The organism is Inquilinus sp. NPDC058860, from assembly GCF_042743185.1.
GTDB lineage: Bacteria > Pseudomonadota > Alphaproteobacteria > DSM-16000 > Inquilinaceae > Inquilinus.
Window position 1 is genome coordinate 57118 of record NZ_JBHYMS010000030.1, and the last position, 22106, is coordinate 79223.

Below are 22106 nucleotides of genomic sequence, written 5' to 3' on the forward strand. Positions count from 1 at the left end.
TCAGCCTTCCTCGCCCGTGGCCGCCTCATCGGCATCGGCGGGCTCGCCGGCATCGGCCGTCTCGGCCTTCGGCCCGCGCTCCAGCACCGCGAGGAAGAAGCCGTCGGTGCCGTTGGCGGCGGGCGACAGGCGCAGCATGCCGGTGGTCGGGGCCGGGCCGGTGCCCACCGTCTCGTCCCACACCGTCTCGACCGGCAGCAGCCGGTAGTCGGGATGGGCGGCCAGGAAGCCCTCGACCTGCGCCTCGTTCTCCTCGCGCAGCAGCGAGCAGGTGGCGTAGATCACCCGGCCGCCATCCGGCTTGGCCAGGCGGGCGGCGCTGTCCAGGATCTCGCGCTGGACGCCCAGCAGCCGCTCCAGATCCATCGGCCGCCAGCGCGCATCCGGGTTGCGGCGCCAGGCGCCGGTGCCGGTGCAGGGCGCATCGACCAGCACGCGGTCGAACTTGCCGCGCTGCTTCTTCACCCAGCGGTCGCGCTCGTTCTCCAAGAGGCGCGGCTCGACATTGTCGATGCCGGCGCGGCGCAGCCGCTCCTTGCCGCGGTCGAGCCGGCCCTTGGACACGTCGCAGGCCACCACCCGGCCCTTGCCCTTCATCCGCGCCGCCAGGGCCAGCGCCTTGCCGCCGGCGCCGGAGCAGAAATCGACCACCTGCTGGCCCGGCCGGGCGTCGACCAGCAGCGCGATCAGCTGCGAACCCTCGTCCTGCACCTCGATCAGGCCGGACTGGAAGGCGGGGTGGCGGCCGAGCTGCGGCCGGCCCTTGACCCGGAGGCCGAGCGGCGACAGCGGCGTCGCCACCACGTCGAGCTTGCCGGCGATGAGCGTCTGCAGCACCTCGTCGCGGGTGCCGCGCAGCTCATTCACCCGCAGGTCGAGCGGTGCCTGGTCGAGCAGCGCGTTGACCTCGACCTCGAAGCGGTCGCCGAACATGGCCTCCAGCGAGGGCGAGGCCCAGTCCGGGATCTCGCTGCGCACCGGCTTCGGCATGTCGGGATGGTCGAGCGGCTGGCCCGCGGTGGCCTTGACCAGCTTGTCCTCCGGCCCGTCCAGCGGGATCGGCGCGTAGGTCTCGCCGGAGAACAGCCGGCCCATATCCTTGACCGCGATGCCCTCGGCCAGGGTGAGCTCGGCGATCACCCGGTTGCGCGGCGTGTCCTCGGCCTCGACCTTGGCCAGCCACCAGCCCAGCCGGGCGTGATGGCGCAGCACGGCGTAGACCCGGGCGGCGACCTCGCTGCGGTCCTTAGAGCCGATGAAGCGGCGGGTGCGGAAATAGGCCGAGACCAGGGCGTCGGCGGGGCGGTTCTCGATGCCGAGGCGTTCGAGAATGTCGATCGTGGCCTGGATGCGGGCGGAGGGGGTCATGGACTCAAGCGTAACAGGAAAACGCGCCTTCTACCGCGCTTCCGCCGTGCTACGCCAGCTTTTGCCAAATACCGCGGGCGAGCTATGCGTCACCGGTATCAGGCCGGGGCGCCGCGCCTCGGCACCCTGGCACCACGCGACGAGATCGCCGGCGTCCAATGTCGGCAGAAAGCAGCGTCACATGTAGACGCCATAGTCGAGACGGACCAAGTGGTCCTCGACCAGTTCGACACCGGCCGGTGTCGACAGGAGATCGATCGGGCGGCGCTGATCGAAGCCGATCGCCGGCGTCTCGAGCCACCTCTCGGCGACCTCCTGAGAGCCGAAGACGTCGGTCGCCTTCGCCAGGATCTCGGCGAACTTCCAGGCCCTGCCGCTCTGCATGATCATCAATCAACTGTCGCAAAAAAGGTGACGCCTGTCGCGATGGTTTTCGAGAGAGGCCCGGCCTAGATTGGTCCACTCCGTGTCACGCGGCCTGCAGCCCGGCCTGCCATTCCTCGCGGACTTCCGCCTCCGGATCGTCGGCCCGTCCCGCCGCCAACCGCTGCAGCCCGTCGGCGCCGAGCAGTCGGCCGAGGGCCCAGACGGCGGCGCCGCGCACCAGGGGCGAGGCGTCGTCCAGCAGCGGCTCGACCGCCGAGACCAGCGCCGGGTCGCCGCTGTTGCCGAGGGCGACCAGCACGTTGCGCAGGAAGCGGTCGCGGCCGATGCGCTTGATCGGCGAGCCGGAGAAGGCGGCGCGGAAGCCGGCATCGTCGAAGCCGAGCAGCGACACCAGCGCCGGGCCGTTCAGATCGGGCCGCGGCGCCAGCGCCGCTTCGCGCCCGGCGGCGGCGAACTTGTTCCAGGGGCACACCGCCAGGCAGTCGTCGCAGCCATAGATGCGGTTGCCCAGCAGCGGCCGCAGCTCGCGCGGGATCGGGCCCTTGTGCTCGATCGTCAGGTAGGAGATGCAGCGCCTTGCATCGAGCCGGTAGGGCGCCGGGAAGGCCGCGGTCGGGCAGATGTCGAGGCAGGCATGGCAGGAGCCGCAGCGGTCGGGCTCCGACACGTCCGGCGGCAGCTCGATCGCCAGGTAGATCTCGCCCAGGAACAACCAGGAGCCCCAGTCGCGCGACACCAGGTTGGTGTGCTTGCCCTGCCAGCCGATGCCGGCCCGCATCGCCAGCGGCTTCTCCATCACCGGCGCGGTGTCGACGAAGACCTTCAGCTCGGTCTTGAAGCTGCGGTGGATCCAGCCGCCCAGCGCCTTCAGCTTCTTCTTGACCACGTCGTGATAGTCGCGGCCCTGGGCATAGACCGAGATCACCCCCCGCTCCCGCTCCCGCAGCAGCGGCAGCGGGTCCTCGGCCGGGCCGTAGTTGAGGCCGAGCGACAGCACGGTCAGGGCGTCGGGCCACAGCGTCTGCGGGTCGGCGCGCCGGTCGGCATTCGCCTCCAGCCAGCCCATGTCGCCGTGCTGGCCCTCATCGAGGAACAGCTCCAGCCGCTCACGCAGCCTGGGGTCGGGCGCGGCGGCGGCGAAGCCGGCGCTGTCGAAGCCGAGGGCGAAGGCCTCGGCCCGGATACGGTCCTTTATGTCGGCCGCGCCGCTCATCCCCGTCCGCGATAGGGCGGCACGCCCTGTTCGGGCAGCCACAGCCCGTCGGGCGCCGGCCCGCTCTGGTAGAACACGTCGATCGGGATGCCGCCGCGCGGATACCAGTAGCCGCCGATGCGCAGCCAGCGCGGCTTCATCGCCTTGATCAGCCGCTCGGCCACATAGACGGTGCAGTCCTCGTGGAAGGCGCCGTGGTTGCGGAACGAGCCGAGGAACAGCTTCAGCGACTTGCTCTCGACGATCTTCGCCGCCGGGGCGTAGTCGATCACCAGATGCGCGAAGTCGGGCTGGCCGGTGATCGGGCACAGCGAGGTGAATTCCGGCGCGGTGAAGCGCACCAGATACAGCTGCTTCGGCCGCGGATTCGGCACCGTCTCCAGCACCGCCGCCTCGGGCGACGGCGGCAGCGCGGTGGCCTGGCCGAGCTGGGTGAGCGCTTCCGTGCCGGTCTTCGCCTTGCGGGCCATGTCGTCTCCTCAGAGGGCCGGAATGTCGCCCAGCGCCTGCTCCGCCTCGAAGGCGGCGGCGAAGGCGTCGAGCGTGCCGGCGGCGATGGCGCCGCGCAGCCCGGCCATCAGGTCCTGATAATAGGTCAGGTTGTGGTGGGTCAGCAGCATCAGCCCCAGCACCTCCTCGCTGCGCACCAGATGGTGCAGATAGGCGCGGCTGTACTGGCGGCAAGCGGGGCAGCGGCAGGATTCATCCAGCGGCCGTTCGTCGTCCTGGTGCCGGGCGTTGCGCAGGTTGACCGTGCCGCGGCGGGTGAAGGCCTGGCCGGTGCGGCCCGAGCGGGTCGGCAGCACGCAGTCGAACATGTCGACGCCGCGCCGCACCGAGCCGACCAGGTCGGAGGGCTTGCCCACCCCCATCAGGTAGCGCGGCCGGTCGTCCGGCAGCGCCGGGGTGGTGACGTCGAGGGCGGCGAACATCCGCTCCTGCCCCTCGCCCACCGCCAGGCCGCCGATGGCGTAGCCCTCGAAGCCGATCGCGGTCAGCGCCGCGGCGGATTCGAGCCGCAGCTCGGGGTACACGCTGCCCTGGACGATGCCGAACTGGCCGTAGCCGGGCCGGGCGACGAAGGCGTCGCGCGAGCGCTGGGCCCAGCCCATCGACAGGCGCATCGAGCTGGCCGCCACCTCCGGCTCCGCCGGGAACGGCGTGCACTCGTCGAAGGCCATGGTGATGGTGGCGTCCAGCAGGTGCTGGATCTCGGTCGACCGCGCCGGGCTCAGACGGTGCTCGCTGCCGTCGAGATGCGAGCGGAAGGTCACGCCGTCCTTGTCCATGCGCCGCAGCTGCGACAGCGACATCACCTGGAAGCCGCCGGAATCGGTCAGGATCGGGCCGGGCCAGTTCATGAAGCGGTGCAGGCCGCCGAGCCGGGCCACCCGCTCCGCCCCCGGGCGCAGCATCAGGTGGTAGGTGTTGCCGAGCACGATCTGCGCGCCGGTGGCCGCCACCTCCTCCGGCCGCATCGCCTTCACCGTCGCGGCGGTGCCGACCGGCATGAAGGTCGGGGTCTGGACCACGCCATGGGCGGTGTGCAGGCGGCCGGTGCGGGCGGCGCCGTCGCGCGCCAGGGTCTCGAAGCGGAACTCAGTCATGGGTGTCCGAACGGTGCAGCAGGCAGGCGTCGCCGTAGGAGTAGAAACGGTAGCCTGCGGAAATGGCATGGGCATAGGCCTGCTTCATCCGCTCCATGCCGGCAAAGGCGCAGACCAGCATGAACAGGGTCGACCGCGGCAGGTGGAAGTTGGTCACCAGCAGGTCGACGGCGCGGAAGCGGTAGCCCGGCGTGATGAAGATGGCGGTCGAACCGTCGAAGGGCCGCACGGTGCCGTCCTCGGCCGCCGCGCTCTCCAAGAGGCGCAGGCTGGTGGTGCCGACCGAGACGATGCGGCCGCCGGCGGCGCGCACGGCATTGATCCGGTCGGCCGCCTCGGCGGTCAGCACGCCGCGCTCGGCATGCATGACATGGCCTTCGACCGTGTCGCTCTTCACCGGCAGGAAGGTGCCGGCGCCGACATGCAGGGTCAGGCGCACCGTCTCGATGCCCCGCGCGGCCAGCGCGTCGAGCAGCGGCGGGGTGAAGTGCAGCCCCGCCGTGGGCGCGGCGACGGCGCCGTCATGCCGGGCGAAGACGGTCTGGTAGTCGTCGCGGTCGCGCTCGTCCGGCCCGTCCGGCCGGTCGATATAGGGCGGCAGCGGGATCTCGCCATGGCGCTGCAGCTGGGCGGCCAGGTCGGAAGGATCGTCGAAGGCGACCTCGACCTCGCCGGCCTCGCCCTTGGCGACGATGGTGGCGGCGAAGTCGTCGGCGAAGCGGACCACGTCGCCGGGCTTCAGCTTCTTCGCCGGGCGGGCGAAGGCGCGCCAGCGCCCGGCCTCGGCCGGCTGGTGCAGCATGATCTCGATCCCGGCCAGGCCGCGCTTGCCGTGCAGCCGGGCGGGGATGACGCGGGTGTCGTTGACCACCAGCAGGTCGCCTTCCCGCAGCCGCCCCGGCAGGTCGCCGATCCGCCGGTCGGTGAGGCCGTCGGCCGCCACCTCCAGCAGCCGGGCGGCGTCACGCGGCTCGGCCGGCCGCTCGGCAATCAGCTGCCGCGGCAGGTCGAAATCGAACTCGTCGACACGCATGGCGAAGGCAGGGTCAGCCGTTCTGCAAGGCCGGCATCGGCATGAACAGGTTCATCAGCGCCCGGAACGGGGCGAGGAACAAGAGGGCGCAGGCCAGCTTCACCGACAGGTCGCCGGCCATCAGGGTCAGGATCGGCAGGCCGGTGCCGGCGAAGGCGATGGTGAAGAAGATCGCGGTGTCGACTACCGAGCCGACGGCCGAGCCGATGAAGGGCGCGCGCCACCAGGCGGCACGGCGCAGCCGGTCGAAGATGTGGATGTCGAGCAGCTGGCCGACCAGGAAGGCGGTGCCGGAGGCCACGGCGATGCGCCAGTCGGCCAGCCACAGCGACAGCAGGACGGCGAGCGCGAAGCCGGCATAGGCGACCTGGCGGGCGCGGCGCGGACCGAAGAAGCGGTTGGTCAGGTCGGTGACCAGGAAGGTGACCGGATAGGTGAAGGCACCCCAGGTCAGCCAGTCGTTGATCGGGAACTGGACCAGATAGTTCGAGGCGACCACGACGGCGATCATCGCGATCAGCGCCAGGCCCATGCCGCGGGTTTCGGTACGCAAGGCGGTTCTTCCAACAAAAAGCGCCCGCGGCGCAGCCCTCGGCGCCCGGGTCCGGTGCGGCTTTTAGCGCAAGACGCCGTGTTTGACCACCGCGCTGCCGTCATGCCCCGGATGTTCAGGGCTGCACCAGCAGAAACAGCGCGGCCCCGGCGCCGAGCAGCAGGAACGGGCTGACCCGCGTGAACAGCAGGGCGAGGCAGGAGATCGCGGCCATGGCCCAGGCCAGCACCCCGCCCTCCGCCGCCTGCAGCAGGGTGAAGGAGGCGGCCAGCACCATGCCGGCGGCGACCGGCGCCAGCCCGGTCTCGACCGCGCGCTGCCACGGCGCGCCGCGATACCGCGCCCACAGCCGGGCCAGGCCGTAGACCAGCAGCGAGGACGGGACGAAGATCGCGGCCGTCGCCACCAGCGCCCCGGCCCAGCCGGCGGCCTGCCAGCCGACCAGCGTGACCAGCAGCGATCCCGGCCCCGGGGTCATGCGCGACAGGCCGAACAGGTCGAGGAAGCGGGCGTCGGTCATCCAGCCATAGACGCCGACCGACTGGCGGTGGATGTCGCCGACGATGCTCTGGCCGCCGCCGACGCTGAGGAAGGACAGCGGCACGAAGACGATCAGCAGCCGCACCAGGACATTGTCCATCAGCCCCTCCGCGGCCGCCAGGCGGCATAGGCGATGCTGAGCGGCGCCAGCACCGCCATCACCGGCAGCAGCGGCAGGCGCAGCACGCCGATCGCCAGGAAGGTGGCGACGATGACCGCGACCGGCACGGCGGAGCGGGCGGCCCGGCGCGCGGCCCGGACGCCCATCTGCAGCGACAGCCCGACCGCGGCGGCCGCCGCTCCGGCCAGGGCCAGATGGACGGACGGGTACTGCGCGACCTCGGCGAAGGCCGCGGCGGCGGCGATGGCGACCAGCATCGCCGGCACGATCATGCCCAGCACCCCGGCCAGCGCCCCCGGCCCGCCGCGCAGCCGGAAGCCGATCCACAGCGACAGGTTGACGACGTTGACCCCGGGGAAAGCCTGCGCCAGGGCGAGGCCGTTGAGGAAGTCGGCCTCGGACACCCAGCGCCGGTTCTGCACGAACTCCCGCAGCATCCAGCCGCTGAGCCCGCCGCCGAAGCTGGTCAGCCCGATCTTGGCGAAGGCCAGGAAGATCTGCCCCAGGCCCGGCGGCCCGGCCGGGGCTGCCATCTCCGCTGCGGTCCCAGCCATGCCGGCCCCCGATTCTCCGCGACGCATCCACTCAAGCGCAGGCGCCGCGCGGCAACAAGGGGCCGGAGACTGTGCGCGTCGGGCCGCGACAACAGGTCCGGTCAGATCGGCTGGCCGACGTCGATGCGGTTGCCGTCCGGATCCTCGAAGACGAAGGCGCGCAGGCCGTAGTCCTGGTCGCGCAGGCCCTTGATGATGCGGAGGCCGTGATCCCGGCAGATCCGATGCAGGGCATCGACGTTCTCGACCATCAGATGCGCCACGTTGAACGGAGCCGCCCTGTGGGCCGGCTGCAGCGTCAGATGCAGTTCCGCGGCGTCCCGCTGCAGGATCATGAAGCCGACCGGATCGCCGTTCTGGAAGGTTTTCCGGAAGCCCATCACCGTCGTGTAGAAGGCTTGCGCCCGGTCCATGTCTCGGACCGGCAGCATGGCGGCAATCCGCCCGAAGCGGATGCCGTGATCGGTGTCGTCACTCATCACGAAGTCTCGGATGGGAGGGGCAGCGCGACGGTTCGGACGGTGCCGAACCGGCCGACTGGCCTCCGGTGCGGTGGGGAGGCGGTGCTCCCTGAGTGCCGACTTGTAGCGTGTGGTCTCGATGCCCGACAAGCTGGATTGTCGCGTACAAACATCAATGCCGTTGCGTATTCCGGCGCCAAGGAGGCTGCAATGCGGATGAGCATCAAGAAGTGGGGCAACAGCGCCGCCGTGCGCATCCCTGCCGCGATCATGAAGGGCGCACGGCTCTCGATCGACCAGCCCGTGGATGTCCGGCTGGAGAGCGGCCGTATCATCATCGAGCCGATCCTGGACGACGGCGTCACCAGCGCCGACCTCGACACCCTCCTGGCCGGCATCACCGACGGGAACCGGCCCGATCCGGTCGATTTCGGCCTGCCCGTCGGCCAGGAAGCCTGGTAGACGGCGAGGCTGGCCCGCCTCCCTTACCCGAAGCTGGCGAACTCCTGCTCGCCGCGATTGAACCGAGCGAGCTTGGCGAAGAAATCCTCGAGGATCCAGCGCGTGTCGATCGAGTGGTACAGCTTGATCGGCCGGTGCGCGCCGCTGTGGATGTAGTGCATCTGCGGGCTGAACTCAGGCGCCGGCACCCATTCCGAGATCCCCCCATTGGGGTTGAGGATCACCGACAGGGCGGGCGTGTCGCCGAGCGAGCGGTGCTCGATCGGGCCGGGATGAACTTTGCGGTTCCACTCCACCAACTGGTCGACCAGGTACTTGCCGATCGGTCCCTTGTCGTAGACCCGCTCGTACAGCTCGGCATAACCGACCGCCATCATGCGGTAGACGGTCATCGGGATCTGCCACAGCTGGACCTTCGAGCGCATCACCACATTGGCGGCGGCGATGTCGTTCGACAGGTTGTACTCCCGGCCGCCGGTCGGCCACGGCCCGCCGCCGATCCAGACCACGACGACGTTGCGCTGGTTCAGCCGCGGCTCCATGAGCAGCGCCGAGGCCATGTCGGTGAGCGGCCCGAGGAAGGCGACGTAGAGCGGGCGCGGATCGTCCTTCATCGCCTCCTCGACGATGAGATGGGCGCCGGCCGAGGGCACCGGCGTCCGCTCGTCCGGCAGCGCCCCTTCGGCGCCGTCGGCGACCCGGACCCGGCCGGACAGGTCCATCAGCTGCAGCAGCCTGATCACCTCGTCATGGCTGTCCTTGAGGCTGGTCGTCGACTTCAGCGAGCCGAAATGCGCCGGGCTGATGCCGTGCAGGTCGAGGCTCGGGGTCAGCAGCGCATGGACGATGGTGTACTGGTCGTCCGCCTCGTTCTTGGCGTCGGTGTTGAGGATGAGGCGGGCCTTCTTTTCCGGGGGCAGCATTTCGGTTCCCTTTCGCTGGCACGCTCACTTCACCGCCCCGGCCATGCCGTGGACGAAGTAGCGCTGGAAGAACAGGTAGAGCAGGAGCAAGGGCGCGATGGTGATCAGCTGGCCGGCCGCGAGCAGGTCGTAGGCAGTCGAGAATTCGGTGCTGAACTGCACCACCCCGAGCGGCAGGGTGCGCTGCGCCTCGGTGCGGATGAAGATCTGGGCCAGGATGAACTCGTTCCAGGTGGCGATGCCGTCGAGGATCAGCAGCGAGACCACGGCTGGCGTGGCGAGCGGCATCACCACCCGCCGGTACACGCCCCACCAGGAGCAGCCGTCGATCCGCGCCGCCTCGATCATCTCGGCCGGGATCGACCGGAAGAAGCCGCGCAGCACCAGGATGCCGAGCGGCAGGCCGAAGCCGAGATAGAGGAAGAACAGACCCGGCAGGCTGTCGATCAGGTCGAGGCGCTGGTACAGCAGGGTCAGCGGCACCAGCGTCATCTGCATCGGCACGATCATGCCGAGCAGGAAGACGGTGAAGACCAGCCCGCCGCCGCGCATCCTCATCTTGGTCAGGGCGAAGGCGGCAAGCGAGCAGATGAAGACCCCGGCCGGGACCTTGAGCACGGTCAGCACCAGCGAGTTCCAGAAATAGGTCTGGATGCCGATCGCCCAGGCCTTGGCGAAGTTGCCGAGCTCCAGCGACTGCGGCAGGGCGAAGGCGCCGTTCTGGGCGAAATCCCCCGCGCTCTTCAGCGCGGTGAACACCAGGATGATCAGCGGCGCGGTCCAGACCATGCCGCCGACGGCGAGCGCGGCGTAGAAGCCGAGCGACCCGAAGCGCAGGCGGAAGGGCCGGACCGCCGCGCCGGCGAGGGAAACGGCCGCGTCCGTCATCGGCTGCGCACCATGTGGCGGGTGTAGGGAACGGCGAAGACCAGGGTCAGCAGGAACAGGATGACGGCGATGGCGGTGCCGAGCCCGACCTCGTTGTGGTTGTAGGTCAGGAAATACATCCAGCTGCCCAGCACCTGGGTCCGGTTGGCCGGGCCGCCATAGGTCATGACGTAGATGATGTCGTAGACCTTGAGCGAGTTTATCGCCGTGATCGCGACCACGACCATGGTGGTCTCGCGCAAGAGCGGGAAGGTGACGTACCAGAAGCGCTGGAACCGGCCGGCGCCGTCGATCCGGGCGGCGTCCAGCACCTCCCGGGAGATGGTCTGCAGCCCGGCCAGGAACAGCAGCATCGGCAGGCCGGCATTGTGCCAGGCGGCCGCCACGAAGACGGAATAGAGCGAGATTCTCGGGTCGGACAGCCAGTTGCGCTCCAGGCCCGACAGGCCCAGCACCTCCAGCAACTGGTTCACCAGGCCGAGGCTGGGGTGATACATCCAGCTCCAGATCAGCCCGACGATGCTCATCGACAGGATCGCCGGGAAGTAGAAGACGCTGCGGAAGAAGGCGCTGCCGCGGAACCGGCCCTCGAGCGCCAGCGCCAGGGCCAGGCCGATGCCGGTCGGGACGACCAGCGACAGCAGGCTCCAGATCACGTTGTTCCTGAGCGCGATCCAGAACACCCGGTTGCGGGTGAACAGCTCGACATAGTTGCCGAGCCCGACCCAGAGCCGGTCCGGCGACACGCCGTCCCAGCGGAACAGGCTGAGCCAGCTCGAATAGGTCATCGGATAGACCAGCACGATGGCGAAGATCAGCGCCGCCGGGGCCAGGAACAGCCAGGGCGCCAGCACCTCGTCCTTGAACTTGCGCGGCAGCCGCCGTCTCGTCTGCAGGCTGGCGTCGGCCATGCCGCGGACCTCCGTTCTTCAGTTGCTGGCGCGGCTCTTGCTGCGCTCGATCGCCTCCTGCACCTGGGCCGCCGCCTCCTCCGGCGACATCAGGTCGAGCAGCACGGAGTCCTGCGCCTCGAAATAGGCGGCGACGACGTCCTGCGGCAGGCCCTGGTCGGTCAGCCGGTAGAAGCCGATCTCGCCCTGGGTCCATGTCGACCATTGCCGCTGGATCGGCAGGTCCTCGGCCGGCAGGATGCCCTTGGTCGCGCTGGGGAAGCCGACCGCCTGCGCCGTGACCGGCGCGATCTCCGGCCGCACGACGTAGCTGGCGAACAGCAGGGCGGCCTTGCGCACGTCGTCGGAGGCCTTGGCGTTGACCTGGATCTGCGACGGCGATCCCGGCACCCGCTTCGGCGTCCGGTCGGTCGGCAGCGGGAAGGTGCCGTACTCCGCCGGCGACTTGCCCTCGCGCAGGATACGGGCGGTCTCCAGGCTCGGCGTGTCGAACACCATCGCGGCCTGGTCGTTGTAGAGCAGCGGCATGTTGGTGGCGGGGTCGACGGTCAGGAACCCATCCGGGAAATAGCCCTTGTCGGCCCATTCCTTCAGCTTGGCGAAGGACTGGAGAACCGGCTCGGATTCCCAGGACTCGGTCATGTCGAGCAGCGAGTCATGCCCCTCCGGCCCGGCATAGTGCTCCAGGAAGAAGTCGAAGAACCGCATCGTCATCCAGCTGAACTTGCCGCCGATCGAGAACGGCGTGACGCCGTTCGCCTTCAGCGTCTCCGCCACCTTCTCGAGATCGGCGAAGCTCTGCGGCGGCTGCAGCCCGTACTTCTCGAACAGCGCCTTCTTGTAGACGAAGCCGAAGGGCCCGATCTTGTTCGGGATGCCATAGAGGTCGGCGCCGTCGCGGGTGATGGCGAGCGCCGCCGGCGTCACATTGGCCTCGACCCCGAGCGCCGTCAGCAGCTCCGGCGTCAGCTTCAGCGCGTGGCCGGCCCGGTTGTAGGGCGAGGCCAGCGACCCGCCCCAGTTCCACCAGGCATCCGGCAGCTTGCCCGACGACGCGCCCACCCGCAGCGCCTGCTTCAGCTCGTCCGTGCCGAACTTGGTGAAATGCACGGTGACGGTCGGGTAGTCGGCCTGGAAGCGCTCGATCACGACCGGCCAGTTGTGCGAAGCGAGGCCGAAGAACTCGATCGTGACCGGCCTGGCCGGCCCCTCCTGGCTCCAGGCGGGACCGGCGGCGAATGCCGCTGTCAGCATCGCTGCGCCCGCGACCATGGATCGACGCGTCAGAGCCTGCATGTCGCCCTCCCCGGCGATGAAGACGTTTGCTGTCGTCGTCTTATGTCCGGCGGTTCGGCCGCCTGTTGGTTTCCGGCATTATGGTGTGCTGGTATGATGAGTCAACCAGCAAAGTCGAACAGCCATCGCGCACAAATGGAAGGCCCCGCGGGCTTTCGCCGGCGGGGCCTGAAAAAGATGTTTGCCGTGAAGCGCGAGACTATGCCGCCGCCTCAGAACTCCTCGACGCTGAGCACGCCGGGCACCGACTTCAACGCCGCCTTGGCCCGGCCGCCGACGGCGTAGCCGCCGGGCAGCTCGATCTCGACCTCCTCGGTCGGCGACAGCAGCAGCTGCAGGTTGACCTTGCAGCGCCCCTGCCCTTCGCGGTCGAGCAGCCCGTGCAGCGGCTGGATCGCGTGCACCCCGTCGACATAGACGACGAAGCGGGCGGCGCTCTTCGCCAGGGCCTGGTCGATCGGCTCGACCGACAGCGCGGTCAGCCGCAGCTCCTCGCCGCGGCTCTGGATCTCCACCGCCATGGCCAGGGCGGCGCCGACCTCGAGCAGCTGCCGGGCCGTCGCCAGGGTCTCGGCGAAGAAGGTGACCTCGAACACGCCGCTGGCGTCGGAGAAGGTGCCGAAGCACATGCGGTTGCCGGTCTTGGTCGTCATCTCGCGCTTCGCCATCAGGATGCCGGCGAGGCGGAGCTGGGTGTGGCCCATCCGCATCTTCTGGCCGATCTCGGCCGAGCGCACCGAGCCGAGGCGCTTGGTGTTATAGGTGTCGAGCGGATGGGCGGAGAGGTAGAAGCCGACGGCGTCGAATTCCTGCCGCAGCCGCTCCATCGAATCCCAGTCCGGGATGGTCGGCAGCGGCGGCGCGCTCAAGCCCCCGCCGGCCGGGCCGCCGAACAGGCCGATCTGGCCGCTGTCGCGCTCCGCCGCCACGGTGTGGGCGTAGCGCAGCAGCGTCTCGAAGGAGGCGACGACGCGGGCGCGGTTGCCGTCGATCGAATCGAAGGCACCGGCCCGGGCCAGGTTCTCCAGCTGGCGCTTGTTCAGGAGCTTGAGGTCGAGCCGTCGGGCCAGGTCGAACAGGTCTTTAAACGGGCCGCCGCGATCGCGCTCGATCACCAGGCTGCGCATCGCCTCCGGCCCCACGCCCTTGATAGCGCCGAGGGCGTAGCGGATCGCCTTGTTGCCGTCGGGCAGCGTCTCGACCGCGAAGACGGCTTCCGACTTGTTGATGTCGGGGATCAGCAGCTTGATCTTGAGGCGCGTCAGCTCCTGCCGGAAGACGTTCAGCTTGTCGGTGTTGCCGAGATCGAGCGTCATCGACGCCGCCAGGAACTCGACCGGGTGGTTCGCCTTCAGATAGGCGGTCTGGTAGGCGACGATGGCGTAGGCGGCGGCGTGCGACTTGTTGAAGCCGTAGCCGGCGAACTTCTCGACCTGGTCGAAGATGGTGGAGGCCTGGCCGGCCGGCACGCCGCGGGCGACCGCGCCCTCGACGAAGGTGGCCTTCTGGGCGTCCATCTCGGCCTTGATCTTCTTGCCCATGGCGCGGCGCAGCAGGTCGGCGCCGCCGAGCGAATAGCCCGCCAGGGTCTGTGCCACCTGCATCACCTGCTCCTGATAGACCATGATGCCGTAGGTCTCTTCCAGGATCGGCTGCAGCGACGGGTGCAGATAGTCCGGCGCCTTGGTGCCGTTCTTGACCTCGATGAAGGTCGGGATGTTGTCCATCGGGCCGGGACGGTACAGCGCCACCAGCGCGATGATGTCGCCGATGCGGTTCGGCTTCATCCGCCGCAGCACGTCGCGCATGCCCGAGCTTTCCAGCTGGAACACGCCGGTCGCCTCCGCCCGGCCGAGCATGGTGTAGGTCGGACCGTCGTCGAGCGGGATATGCGCCAGGTCGATGTCGACGCCGCTGGCCTTGATCAGGTTCTCGGCGGTGCGCAGCACCGTCAGCGTCTTCAGGCCGAGGAAGTCGAACTTCACCAGCCCCGCCTGCTCGACATATTTCATGTTGAACTGGGTGGCCGGGATCGGCGAGCGCGGGTCTCGGTACAGCGCCACCAGCTCGTGCAGCGGCCGGTCGCCGATGACCACGCCGGCGGCATGGGTCGAGGCGTGGCGGTACAGCCCCTCCAGCTTCATCGCCAGGTCGATCAGGTGGCGCACCGCCGGGTCGTTGTCGCGCTCCTGCTGCAGCGCCGGCTCGCCCTCGATCGCCTGGACCAGGGTCACCGGGTTGGCCGGGTTGTTCGGCACCAGCTTGCAGATGCGGTCGACCTGGCCGTAGGGCATCTGCAGCACGCGGCCGACGTCACGCAGCACGGCGCGGGCCTGCAGCTTTCCGAAGGTGATGATCTGCGCGACACGGTCATGGCCGTATTTGTCGCGGACATAGGTGATCACCTCGTCGCGCCGGTCCTGGCAGAAATCGATGTCGAAGTCCGGCATCGACACGCGCTCGGGGTTCAGGAAGCGCTCGAACAGCAGGCCGAAGCGCAGCGGGTCGAGATCGGTGATGGTCAGCACCCAGGCGACGACCGAGCCGGCGCCGGAGCCGCGGCCCGGCCCGACCGGGATGTCGTGCGCCTTGGACCATTTGATGAAGTCCGAGACGATCAGGAAGTAGCCCGGGAACCCCATCTTCTCGATGACGTCGAGCTCGTAGTCGAGCCGGGCGGTGTACTTCTCCCGCACCGCCTCGCGCTCCTCCGCCGTCATCTCCGGCGTGTAGACATGCGCCTCCAGCCGGGCCTTCAGCCCCTCATGCGCCTGGGCCCGCAGCTCCTCCGCCTCGGTCCGGCCGGCCTCGCTCGGGAAGGTCGGCAGGATCGGGTTCCGCTTCTTCGGCATCACCGCGCAGCGCCGGGCGATCACCAGAGTGTTGTCGACCGCCTCCGGCAGGTCGGCGAAGAGCTGGCGCATCTCCTCGGCCGAGCGGAAGCGGTGGTCGCGCGTCACCCGCCGGCGGTTGGCCTCGACCACATAGGTGCCGTCGGCGATGCACAGCAGCGCGTCATGCGCCTCGTACATGTCCTCGCCGGCGAAGAAGCAGTCATTGGTGGCGACGAGGGGCACGTCCTCCTGATAGGCGAGGTCGATCAGCCCGGCCTCGATCCGGTCCTCCTCCTCCATGCCGTGCCGCATCAGCTCGACATAGAGCCGGCCGGGGAACAGCGTCTTCAGATAGCGCAGCGTAGCCAGCGCCCGCTCCGGGTGCTCGGCCAGCAGCAGGCGGCCGACCGGGCCCTTCGGCCCGCCGGTCAGGGCGATGACGCCCTCGGTGTGGCCCTCCAGCGCCTCCAGTGCGAGTTGCGGCGCCAGCCCCTGCTCGGTCTCCAGATAGGCGCGGCTGGTTAGCGCCATCAGGTTCTCGTAGCCGGCCTCGTTCTGGGCCAGCAGCACCAGGCAGTCCGGGTCGGCGATGGCCGGGCCGCCGACGCGGGCGCCCGATTCCGTCTCCGCCCGGGTGATGCTGAGGATGGTGCCGATGATCGGCTGGATGCCGTAATCCTTGGCGGCGAAGGCGAACTCCAGCGCGCCGAACAGGTTGCCGGTGTCGGTGACCGCGACGGCGGGCATCTGCAGCTTCTTGCAGATCCCGACCAGCTCCTTGATCTTGATCGCCCCTTCCGAGAGGGAATAGGCGCTGTGCACGCGCAGATGGACGAAATCGGCGTGTGGCATGCGGCGGCTCTCCGCGGCGACGGAACGGGGATGGCCCGACAGAATCGGGCGATGGGTTATTGATAGGCCATCTTGAACAGCAACCGAACCTAAAAACTGTCATGCCCGGGCTTGACCCGGGCATCCAGAGACTGTCGAGACCTTCTGGATTGCCGGGTCAAGCCCGGCAATGACAATAAATAAATCGTCTCACTCGGCGCGATATTCTTAGCTCTGCTCTAACTCAGCCATCGTGCCAGCCGCTGCATGGCCGCGTGCTGCGTTAGTATCCGCCCTTCCTCAACCGCCTGCTCGCCGCGAGCGATCCCCTGGAGCTGCGAAACCAGGATCGGTTCGCGGTTCCGATCCAACTCAGCAAGGTGGTCCACGGCCTTGTGCCCGAGAGATGTCGTTGGTCCGGTTCGCATGCCATGACTTTAGGGAATCGCCTCGTCCCTCGGCAAGGCGCTCACTCGTACCGCAGAGCCTCGACCGGGTCGAGCCGGGCGGCCCGCCAGGCGGGGTAGATCGAGGCCAGCAGCGACAGGGCCAGTGCCATGCCGCAGACCAGCACGACCTCGCCGGCGTCGATCTCGGTCGGGATCCGGGTCAGGGAGTATTGCCTGGGGTCGAAGATCGGCGTGCCGGTCAGCTGCTGCAGCCATTGCCGCAGCGTCTCGAGGCTGTCGGCCAGGGCGATGCCGAGGCCGAGCCCGGCCAGGGTGCCGACCACGCCGATGGTGGCGCCGGTCAGGAAGAAGATGCGCAGGATGGCGCCGCGCGAGGCGCCCATGGTGCGCAGGATGGCGATGTCGCCACCCTTCTCCTTCACCAGCATGATCAAGCTGGAGATGATGTTGAAGGCGGCCACCAGCACGATCAGCGACAGGATCACGAAGATCACGTTGCGCTGCCCGGCGACGATGTCGAGATAGCTGGACAGGACCTGCCTCCAGTCGAAGAAGCGGACGCCGGAGCCGGCGGCCTGCTGCAGGGGCGTGGCGATCTCGCCGATCCGCTCCGGATCGCGGACATTCACGTCGAGCCGGGTGACGCCCTTGAGTCCGAGCAGCGATTGTGCCGCCGGCAGCGGCAGCACGGCGACGCCGCTGTCGAACTGGTAGAGCCCGGCGTCGAAGATCGCGACCACGGTGAAGGCGCGCGCGGTGGGGCCGGCGGACTGCTCCCCCTGCCCTGCGGCACCCGGCGCCAGCAGCGTCAGCTTGCCGCCGAGGGAGAGGCCGAGCTTCTCGGCCAGGCCGCGGCCGACCGCCACCGCGTCGCCGCCGGCGAAGGCCCCGGGCGCCTGCAGCTGCAGGTCCTGGGCGATCAGCGGCCGGGCCAAAAAATCCTCCGGGCTTTCGCCGCGGATCTGCACCCCGGCCGAGGCCTTGCCGACGCTGGCCAGCGCCTGGCCTTCGACCACCGGCACCACCTTGGTGACGCCCTCGACCCCGCGCAGCCGCCCGGCCCGCGCCTCGTAGTCGGCCATGTCGCGGCCGCCCAGGGGGACGACGCTGACATGGGCGTTGAAGCCGAGGAACCGGGCCAGCAGCTCGGTCTGGAAGCCGTTCATCACCGCAGTGACCGTGATCAGCGTGGCCACGCCGATGACGATGCCCAGCAGCGAGAAGCCGGCGATCAGCGAGACGAAGCCCTGGCCGCGGCGGGCGCGCAGGTAGCGGAGGGCGACGGTGCGTTCGAAGGCGTTGAACATGGCCTACCGGCCCACCAGCACGCCGTCGCGCATCTCCACCACCCGGTCCATGCGCGCGGCCAGTTCCAGGTTGTGGGTCGCGATCAGGGCGCCGACGCCGGCCGAGCGCACCGCCTCGACCAGCATCTCGAACACGGCGTCCGAGGTCGTGTGGTCGAGATTGCCGGTCGGCTCGTCGGCGATCAGCACCTTCGGCGCGTTGGCCAATGCCCGGGCGATGGCGACGCGTTGCTGCTCGCCGCCCGACAGCTGGGCCGGGCGATGCTCCAGCCGGCCGGCGAGGCCGACCCGGGCCAGCAAATCGCGACCCCGCTGGCGGGCCTCGGTGCGGGACCGCCCGGCAATCATCTGCGGCAGCACCACGTTCTCGATGGCGCTGAACTCCGGCAGCAGATGGTGGAACTGGTAGACGAAGCCGATGGCCGAGCGGCGCAGCGCCGTGCGCGGCCCGTCGCCCAGCCCGTCGCAGCGCTGGCCGGCGATGGTGATGGTGCCGGCATCCGGCTGCTCCAAGAGGCCGGCAATGTGCAGCAGGGTCGACTTGCCGGCGCCGCTGGGCCCGACCAGGGCGACGATCTCGCCCCCGGCCAGCGACAGCTCGGCGCCGCGCAGCACGTCGAGCCGGGTCTCGCCCTGATGAAAGCTGCGGCGGATCCCTTCGAGGCGCAGCACCTCGGCGGCAGAAGACGGCATGGCGTCACTCATAGCGTAGGGCCTCCACCGGATCGAGCCGGGCGGCCCGCCAGGCCGGGAAGATCGAGGCCAGGAAGGTCAGGCCGATGGCGAGGAGGCAGACGGCGACCACCTGGCCCGGATCGACCAGCGCCGGCAGCGAGGCCAGGAAGCTGAACTCGGCGGCGAAGGTGCCGGGGCCGAGCACGCCCTGCAGCCATGTGCGGATGGCGTCGACATTGGCGGCGAGCCCGAGCCCGAGCGCCAGCCCGGCCAGGGTGCCGACCACGCCGATGGTGGCGCCGGTCAGGAAGAAGATGCGCAGGATGGCGCCGCGCGAGGCGCCCATGGTGCGCAGGATGGCGATGTCGCCGCCCTTGTCCTTCACCAGCATCACCAGGCTGGAGACGATGTTGAAGGCCGCCACCAGGATGATCAGGGTCAGGATGACGAACATGGCGCTGCGCTCGACCTGCAGCGCCGTGAAGATGGTGGCGTTGGCGTCGCGCCAGTCGGACACCTCGAGGTCGGGCCCGACCGCCTCGGCCACCCGCGCCCGCACCGCGTCGAGCCGCTCCGGATCGCTGGTGAAGATGTCGAGCCCGCCGGCCTGGTCCTTCATCTGGAACAGCTGCTGGGCCGCCTCGAGCGGCATGTAGACGGTCGCGGCATCGGGCTCCTGCAGCCCGGTGGTGAAGATCGCCGCCACGGTGTAGGTCTTGGCCCGCGGCACCGAGCCGAAGGCGGTGCGGTTGAAATGCGGCGTGACCAGCGTCAGCTCGTCGCCCAGCCGGACGCCGAACTGGGCCGCCAGGCCGCTGCCGATGGCGATCCCGTCGGTGCCGGAGAAATCCTCCGGCCTGTCGATCAGGATCGACCGGGCGATCGCCGGACGGCCGAGGAAATCCGCCGGCTCGACACCCTCCACCGCCGCCGGCGCGCCCTGGAAGGCGGTGAAATCGGAGTCCCGGCTGACCAGCGCCTGGTCCTCGATCACCGGCGACACCCGCACCACGCCGGGGATCTGCCGCAGCCTGTCGGCCAGCGGGCCGTAATCCGGCACCCCGGCCCCGGCCGCGGCGCTGACCTTGAGATGGGCGTCGAGGCCGAGCACGCGCTGCACCAGCTGGGCGCGGAAGCCGTTCATCACCGACATGACGATGATCAGCGTCGCCACGCCCAAGAGGATACCGGCGAAGGAGAAGCCGGCGATGACGGAGATGAAGCCTTCCTTCCTGCGGGCCCGCAGGTAGCGGAAGGCGACTTTCCGTTCGAAGGCGTTGAACATGGGGTGGAGGGTCAGGTTGCCGGGCCGAGGAGGACAACGCCCCCCTGGCTGTCATGCCCGGGCTTGACCCGGGCATCCAGAAGCTGTCGACACCCTCTGGATTGCCGGGTCAAGCCCGGCAATGACAGTTTGTGACTTGTCATCGAGACCGATCCCTCCGGGCCAGCCAAGCGGGCTCAGCCCTTGATCCGCGCCACCACCGCGTCGAGCGGCAGCTCGATCTTCTCGCCGGTGGCCCGGCGCTTGATCTCGGCCATGCCGTTGGCGGCGCCGCGCGGGCCGATCACCACCTGCCAGGGCAGGCCGATCAGGTCCATCTCGGCGAATTTCGCCCCTGCCCGCTCGTCGCGGTCGTCGTAGAGCGGGTCGAGGCCGGCGGCCTGGAAGCGCTGGTACAGGTCCTGGGACGCCGCGTCGCAGGCGGCGTCGCCCGGCTTCAGGTTGATCAGCCCGACATCGAAAGGCGCCACCGCGTCCGGCCAGATGATCCCGGCCTCGTCGTGGCTGGCCTCGATGATGGCGCCGACCAGGCGCGACACACCGATGCCGTAGCTGCCGCCTTCGACCGGCCGCTGGGTGCCGTCCGGACCCGTCACGAACGCGTTCATCGGCGTCGAATACTTGGTGCCGAAATAGAAGATGTGGCCGACCTCGATGCCGCGCCGGGTCGCGAGCTCGGTTTCGGGGATCGGGCACTTGGCCGGATCGTGCATCTCGTCCGCCGCGGCATAGAGGCCGGTGACGCGCTCGACGAAGGCGGCCAGGTCGTCCTCGGGGCCCAGCTCCCGCGCCTCGGTGTCGAGCTCCAGCACCCGCGGATCGACATAGACCTGGCTCTCGCCGGTCTCCGCCAGGATCTGGAACTCGTGGCTCAGGTCGCCGCCGATCGGGCCGGTGTCGGCCTTGACCGGCACCGCCTTCAGCCCCATCCGGGCAAAGGTGCTGAGATAGCAGACGAAGAACTTGTTGTACGACTTCCGCGCGGATTCGTAGTCGATGTCGAAGCTGTAGGCGTCCTTCATCAGGAACTCGCGGCCGCGCATCACGCCGAAGCGGGGGCGCACCTCGTCCCGGAACTTCCACTGGATGTGGTACAGCAGCTGCGGCAATTGCTTGTAGCTCTTCACCGAGGCGCGGAAGATGTCGGTGACCACCTCCTCGTTGGTGGGCCCGTACAGCATGTCGCGGTCGCCGCGGTCGCGGATGCGCAGCATCTCCTTGCCGTAGTCGTCGTAGCGACCACTCTCGCGCCACAGATCGGCCGGCTGGATCGTCGGCATCAGGATCTCCTGGCAGCCGAAGCGGTCCTGCTCCTCGCGCACGATCTGCTCGATCTTCTTCAGCACCCGAAAGCCCAGCGGCAGCCACGAATAGATGCCGGCCGCCTGCTGGCGGATCATGCCGGCGCGCAGCATCAGCCGATGCGACACGATCTGCGCCTCGCTGGGATTCTCCTTCAGGGTGGGCAGGAAGAACTGGGACAGGCGCATCGAGCGGGCCTTCGTCTGGAACCGTTGGGAAACACAGGGCCGCGACTTTAGGGAAGGACCGGCAGCCTGTCCATGCGGGGTTCCGCGTGCCGGCGAATCTCCCGATGCTCGCCACGATGATCATGCCCCGAGGAGCGGTGCAGGAGGCCGCCAGCGGGGCGGCGGCCGGTCATCGGGCTCCAGCCCGACTCACATCATCCTCCTGCGGCGACGCTGCCCGCTCCGGATCATCCGCGTCCGATCCACCCCCCTCTGGCTGCGGTGGCGTGGACGCCGCGTTCGATATCCGGTCCCCCTCGATCGCCCGGGGCACCGTCTGGGTGTAGACAAGCACGGTGAACAAGGCGCTCTCCGCATCCGTCTGCAGAGTGGCTGCGCGTTGCGCGATGAGATTGGGCAGGTCCGCTGTCGGGATGGGTGCTTCCGCCGCGACCACCTCACCGTAAAAGGCGTCCAGGGCAGCTTCCACCCGATGGTGCCCTTCGCTGTTTTCGCTCAAGGTCTCGCTCGGCTTCTTCTTCTTCGGCGTGCCGAACTGCATTTCGTACAGATGGCACAGAGCCTGACAAAAGATACTTGAAATCACCGTATTGGTGAAGATGCGGAGCGCTTCGTTCGGGATCGCATCTTTCCCGGCCGGACCCAACCGCATTCCTCCGTTGAGCGCCAGATATGTATTGAACACCAAGACGAATGCAAAGAACTTATTGATATCGTTTGCAATCACAAATCCTTCCTTCAGCAGCTCCTTTGGGTTTTTCGTTTGCCACTTGGCTTGATATTCGAGCGGGCCGATCGTCCCGAATTCGTTGCCGGCGATCAGCTTCACGAGCGGCGGAGTCAGCAGGCCGTAACCGACCAGTGGACTGCACCCCTGACATGAGACACGATAAATAGAGACAGGTCAGTTTGGTGATGCCATTGCAGCAGGGGCGCGCCCCTGCTGCAATGGCGGCA

General features: G+C 69.0%; 21 protein-coding genes. 1 reads left to right on the plus strand and 20 read right to left on the minus strand.

Annotation, left to right across the window (positions count from 1 at the left end):
- From ACFW16_RS20590 to ACFW16_RS20635, 10 genes are all read right to left on the minus strand, one after another.
- Complete coding sequence (locus ACFW16_RS20590) at nt 1–1368, minus strand: RsmB/NOP family class I SAM-dependent RNA methyltransferase (RefSeq protein WP_380308417.1); 1368 nt, start codon at nt 1366–1368, stop codon at nt 1–3.
- Between the two features lie 177 nt (nt 1369–1545).
- Entirely contained in the window at nt 1546–1758 is a 213-nt protein-coding gene (locus ACFW16_RS20595) for an antitoxin Xre/MbcA/ParS toxin-binding domain-containing protein (protein ID WP_380308419.1), read from the minus strand.
- A 79-nt stretch (nt 1759–1837) separates the two neighbouring features.
- A complete protein-coding gene (gene queG, locus ACFW16_RS20600) occupies nt 1838–2968 on the minus strand; it encodes a tRNA epoxyqueuosine(34) reductase QueG (RefSeq protein WP_380308421.1) in 1131 nt (376 codons plus the stop codon).
- Nucleotides 2965–3438, minus strand: a complete 474-nt coding sequence (gene queF / locus ACFW16_RS20605; RefSeq protein ID WP_380308423.1) for a preQ(1) synthase — start codon at nt 3436–3438, stop codon at nt 2965–2967. Before queF ends, queG begins: the two co-directional genes overlap by 4 nt.
- Nucleotides 3439–3447: 9 nt before the next feature.
- A complete protein-coding gene (gene tgt / locus ACFW16_RS20610; RefSeq protein ID WP_380308425.1) occupies nt 3448–4575 on the minus strand; it encodes a tRNA guanosine(34) transglycosylase Tgt in 1128 nt (375 codons plus the stop codon).
- Complete coding sequence (gene queA / locus ACFW16_RS20615) at nt 4568–5608, minus strand: tRNA preQ1(34) S-adenosylmethionine ribosyltransferase-isomerase QueA (RefSeq protein WP_380308427.1); 1041 nt, start codon at nt 5606–5608, stop codon at nt 4568–4570. Before queA ends, tgt begins: the two co-directional genes overlap by 8 nt.
- Nucleotides 5609–5621: 13 nt before the next feature.
- Entirely contained in the window at nt 5622–6161 is a 540-nt protein-coding gene (locus tag ACFW16_RS20620) for a queuosine precursor transporter (protein WP_380308429.1), read from the minus strand.
- Between the two features lie 115 nt (nt 6162–6276).
- On the minus strand, nt 6277–6801 hold the full coding sequence (locus ACFW16_RS20625) for a chromate transporter (protein ID WP_380308431.1): 525 nt from the start codon (nt 6799–6801) through the stop codon (nt 6277–6279).
- On the minus strand, nt 6801–7376 hold the full coding sequence (locus ACFW16_RS20630) for a chromate transporter (protein WP_380308433.1): 576 nt from the start codon (nt 7374–7376) through the stop codon (nt 6801–6803). Before ACFW16_RS20630 ends, ACFW16_RS20625 begins: the two co-directional genes overlap by 1 nt.
- Nucleotides 7377–7477: 101 nt before the next feature.
- Nucleotides 7478–7855, minus strand: coding sequence for a glyoxalase superfamily protein (locus tag ACFW16_RS20635; RefSeq protein ID WP_380308434.1), 378 nt, complete (start codon nt 7853–7855; stop codon nt 7478–7480).
- A 192-nt stretch (nt 7856–8047) separates the two neighbouring features.
- Between ACFW16_RS20635 and ACFW16_RS20640 the strand changes: the two genes are divergently transcribed.
- On the plus strand, nt 8048–8299 hold the full coding sequence (locus ACFW16_RS20640) for an AbrB/MazE/SpoVT family DNA-binding domain-containing protein (RefSeq protein ID WP_380308436.1): 252 nt from the start codon (nt 8048–8050) through the stop codon (nt 8297–8299).
- Nucleotides 8300–8322: 23 nt separating this feature from the next.
- Here ACFW16_RS20640 and ACFW16_RS20645 read toward each other — a convergent pair whose 3' ends face one another.
- The 10 genes from ACFW16_RS20645 to ACFW16_RS20690 all read right to left on the minus strand — a co-directional run bounded on the left by ACFW16_RS20645 (nt 8323) and on the right by ACFW16_RS20690 (nt 21978).
- Nucleotides 8323–9222 (minus strand): nucleoside hydrolase, encoded by a 900-nt coding sequence (locus ACFW16_RS20645; RefSeq protein WP_380308438.1) that lies wholly within the window; start codon nt 9220–9222, stop codon nt 8323–8325.
- Between the two features lie 24 nt (nt 9223–9246).
- Nucleotides 9247–10110, minus strand: a complete 864-nt coding sequence (locus ACFW16_RS20650; RefSeq protein ID WP_380308439.1) for a carbohydrate ABC transporter permease — start codon at nt 10108–10110, stop codon at nt 9247–9249.
- On the minus strand, nt 10107–11021 hold the full coding sequence (locus ACFW16_RS20655) for a carbohydrate ABC transporter permease (protein ID WP_380308441.1): 915 nt from the start codon (nt 11019–11021) through the stop codon (nt 10107–10109). The genes ACFW16_RS20650 and ACFW16_RS20655 overlap by 4 nt, the downstream gene beginning before the upstream one ends.
- Nucleotides 11022–11039: 18 nt before the next feature.
- Nucleotides 11040–12275: an ABC transporter substrate-binding protein gene (locus tag ACFW16_RS20660; RefSeq protein WP_380308443.1), complete on the minus strand. Its 1236-nt coding sequence runs from the start codon at nt 12273–12275 to the stop codon at nt 11040–11042.
- A 254-nt stretch (nt 12276–12529) separates the two neighbouring features.
- The gene (gene dnaE / locus ACFW16_RS20665) at nt 12530–16003 is read right to left on the minus strand and encodes a DNA polymerase III subunit alpha (RefSeq protein WP_380308445.1); all 3474 of its coding nucleotides are present in this window, start codon (nt 16001–16003) and stop codon (nt 12530–12532) included.
- Between the two features lie 448 nt (nt 16004–16451).
- The gene (locus ACFW16_RS20670) at nt 16452–17699 is read right to left on the minus strand and encodes a lipoprotein-releasing ABC transporter permease subunit (protein ID WP_380308447.1); all 1248 of its coding nucleotides are present in this window, start codon (nt 17697–17699) and stop codon (nt 16452–16454) included.
- A gap of 3 nt (nt 17700–17702) precedes the next feature.
- Nucleotides 17703–18404: an ABC transporter ATP-binding protein gene (locus ACFW16_RS20675; protein ID WP_380308449.1), complete on the minus strand. Its 702-nt coding sequence runs from the start codon at nt 18402–18404 to the stop codon at nt 17703–17705.
- The gene (locus tag ACFW16_RS20680) at nt 18397–19659 is read right to left on the minus strand and encodes a lipoprotein-releasing ABC transporter permease subunit (RefSeq protein WP_380308451.1); all 1263 of its coding nucleotides are present in this window, start codon (nt 19657–19659) and stop codon (nt 18397–18399) included. The genes ACFW16_RS20675 and ACFW16_RS20680 overlap by 8 nt, the downstream gene beginning before the upstream one ends.
- Nucleotides 19660–19835: 176 nt before the next feature.
- Complete coding sequence (proS, locus tag ACFW16_RS20685) at nt 19836–21149, minus strand: proline--tRNA ligase (protein WP_380308453.1); 1314 nt, start codon at nt 21147–21149, stop codon at nt 19836–19838.
- A 169-nt stretch (nt 21150–21318) separates the two neighbouring features.
- Nucleotides 21319–21978 carry a hypothetical protein gene (locus tag ACFW16_RS20690; protein ID WP_380308455.1) on the minus strand — a complete coding sequence of 220 codons (660 nt, stop codon included), beginning with the start codon at nt 21976–21978 and terminating at the stop codon, nt 21319–21321.
- Nucleotides 21979–22106: the final 128 nt, after the last annotated feature.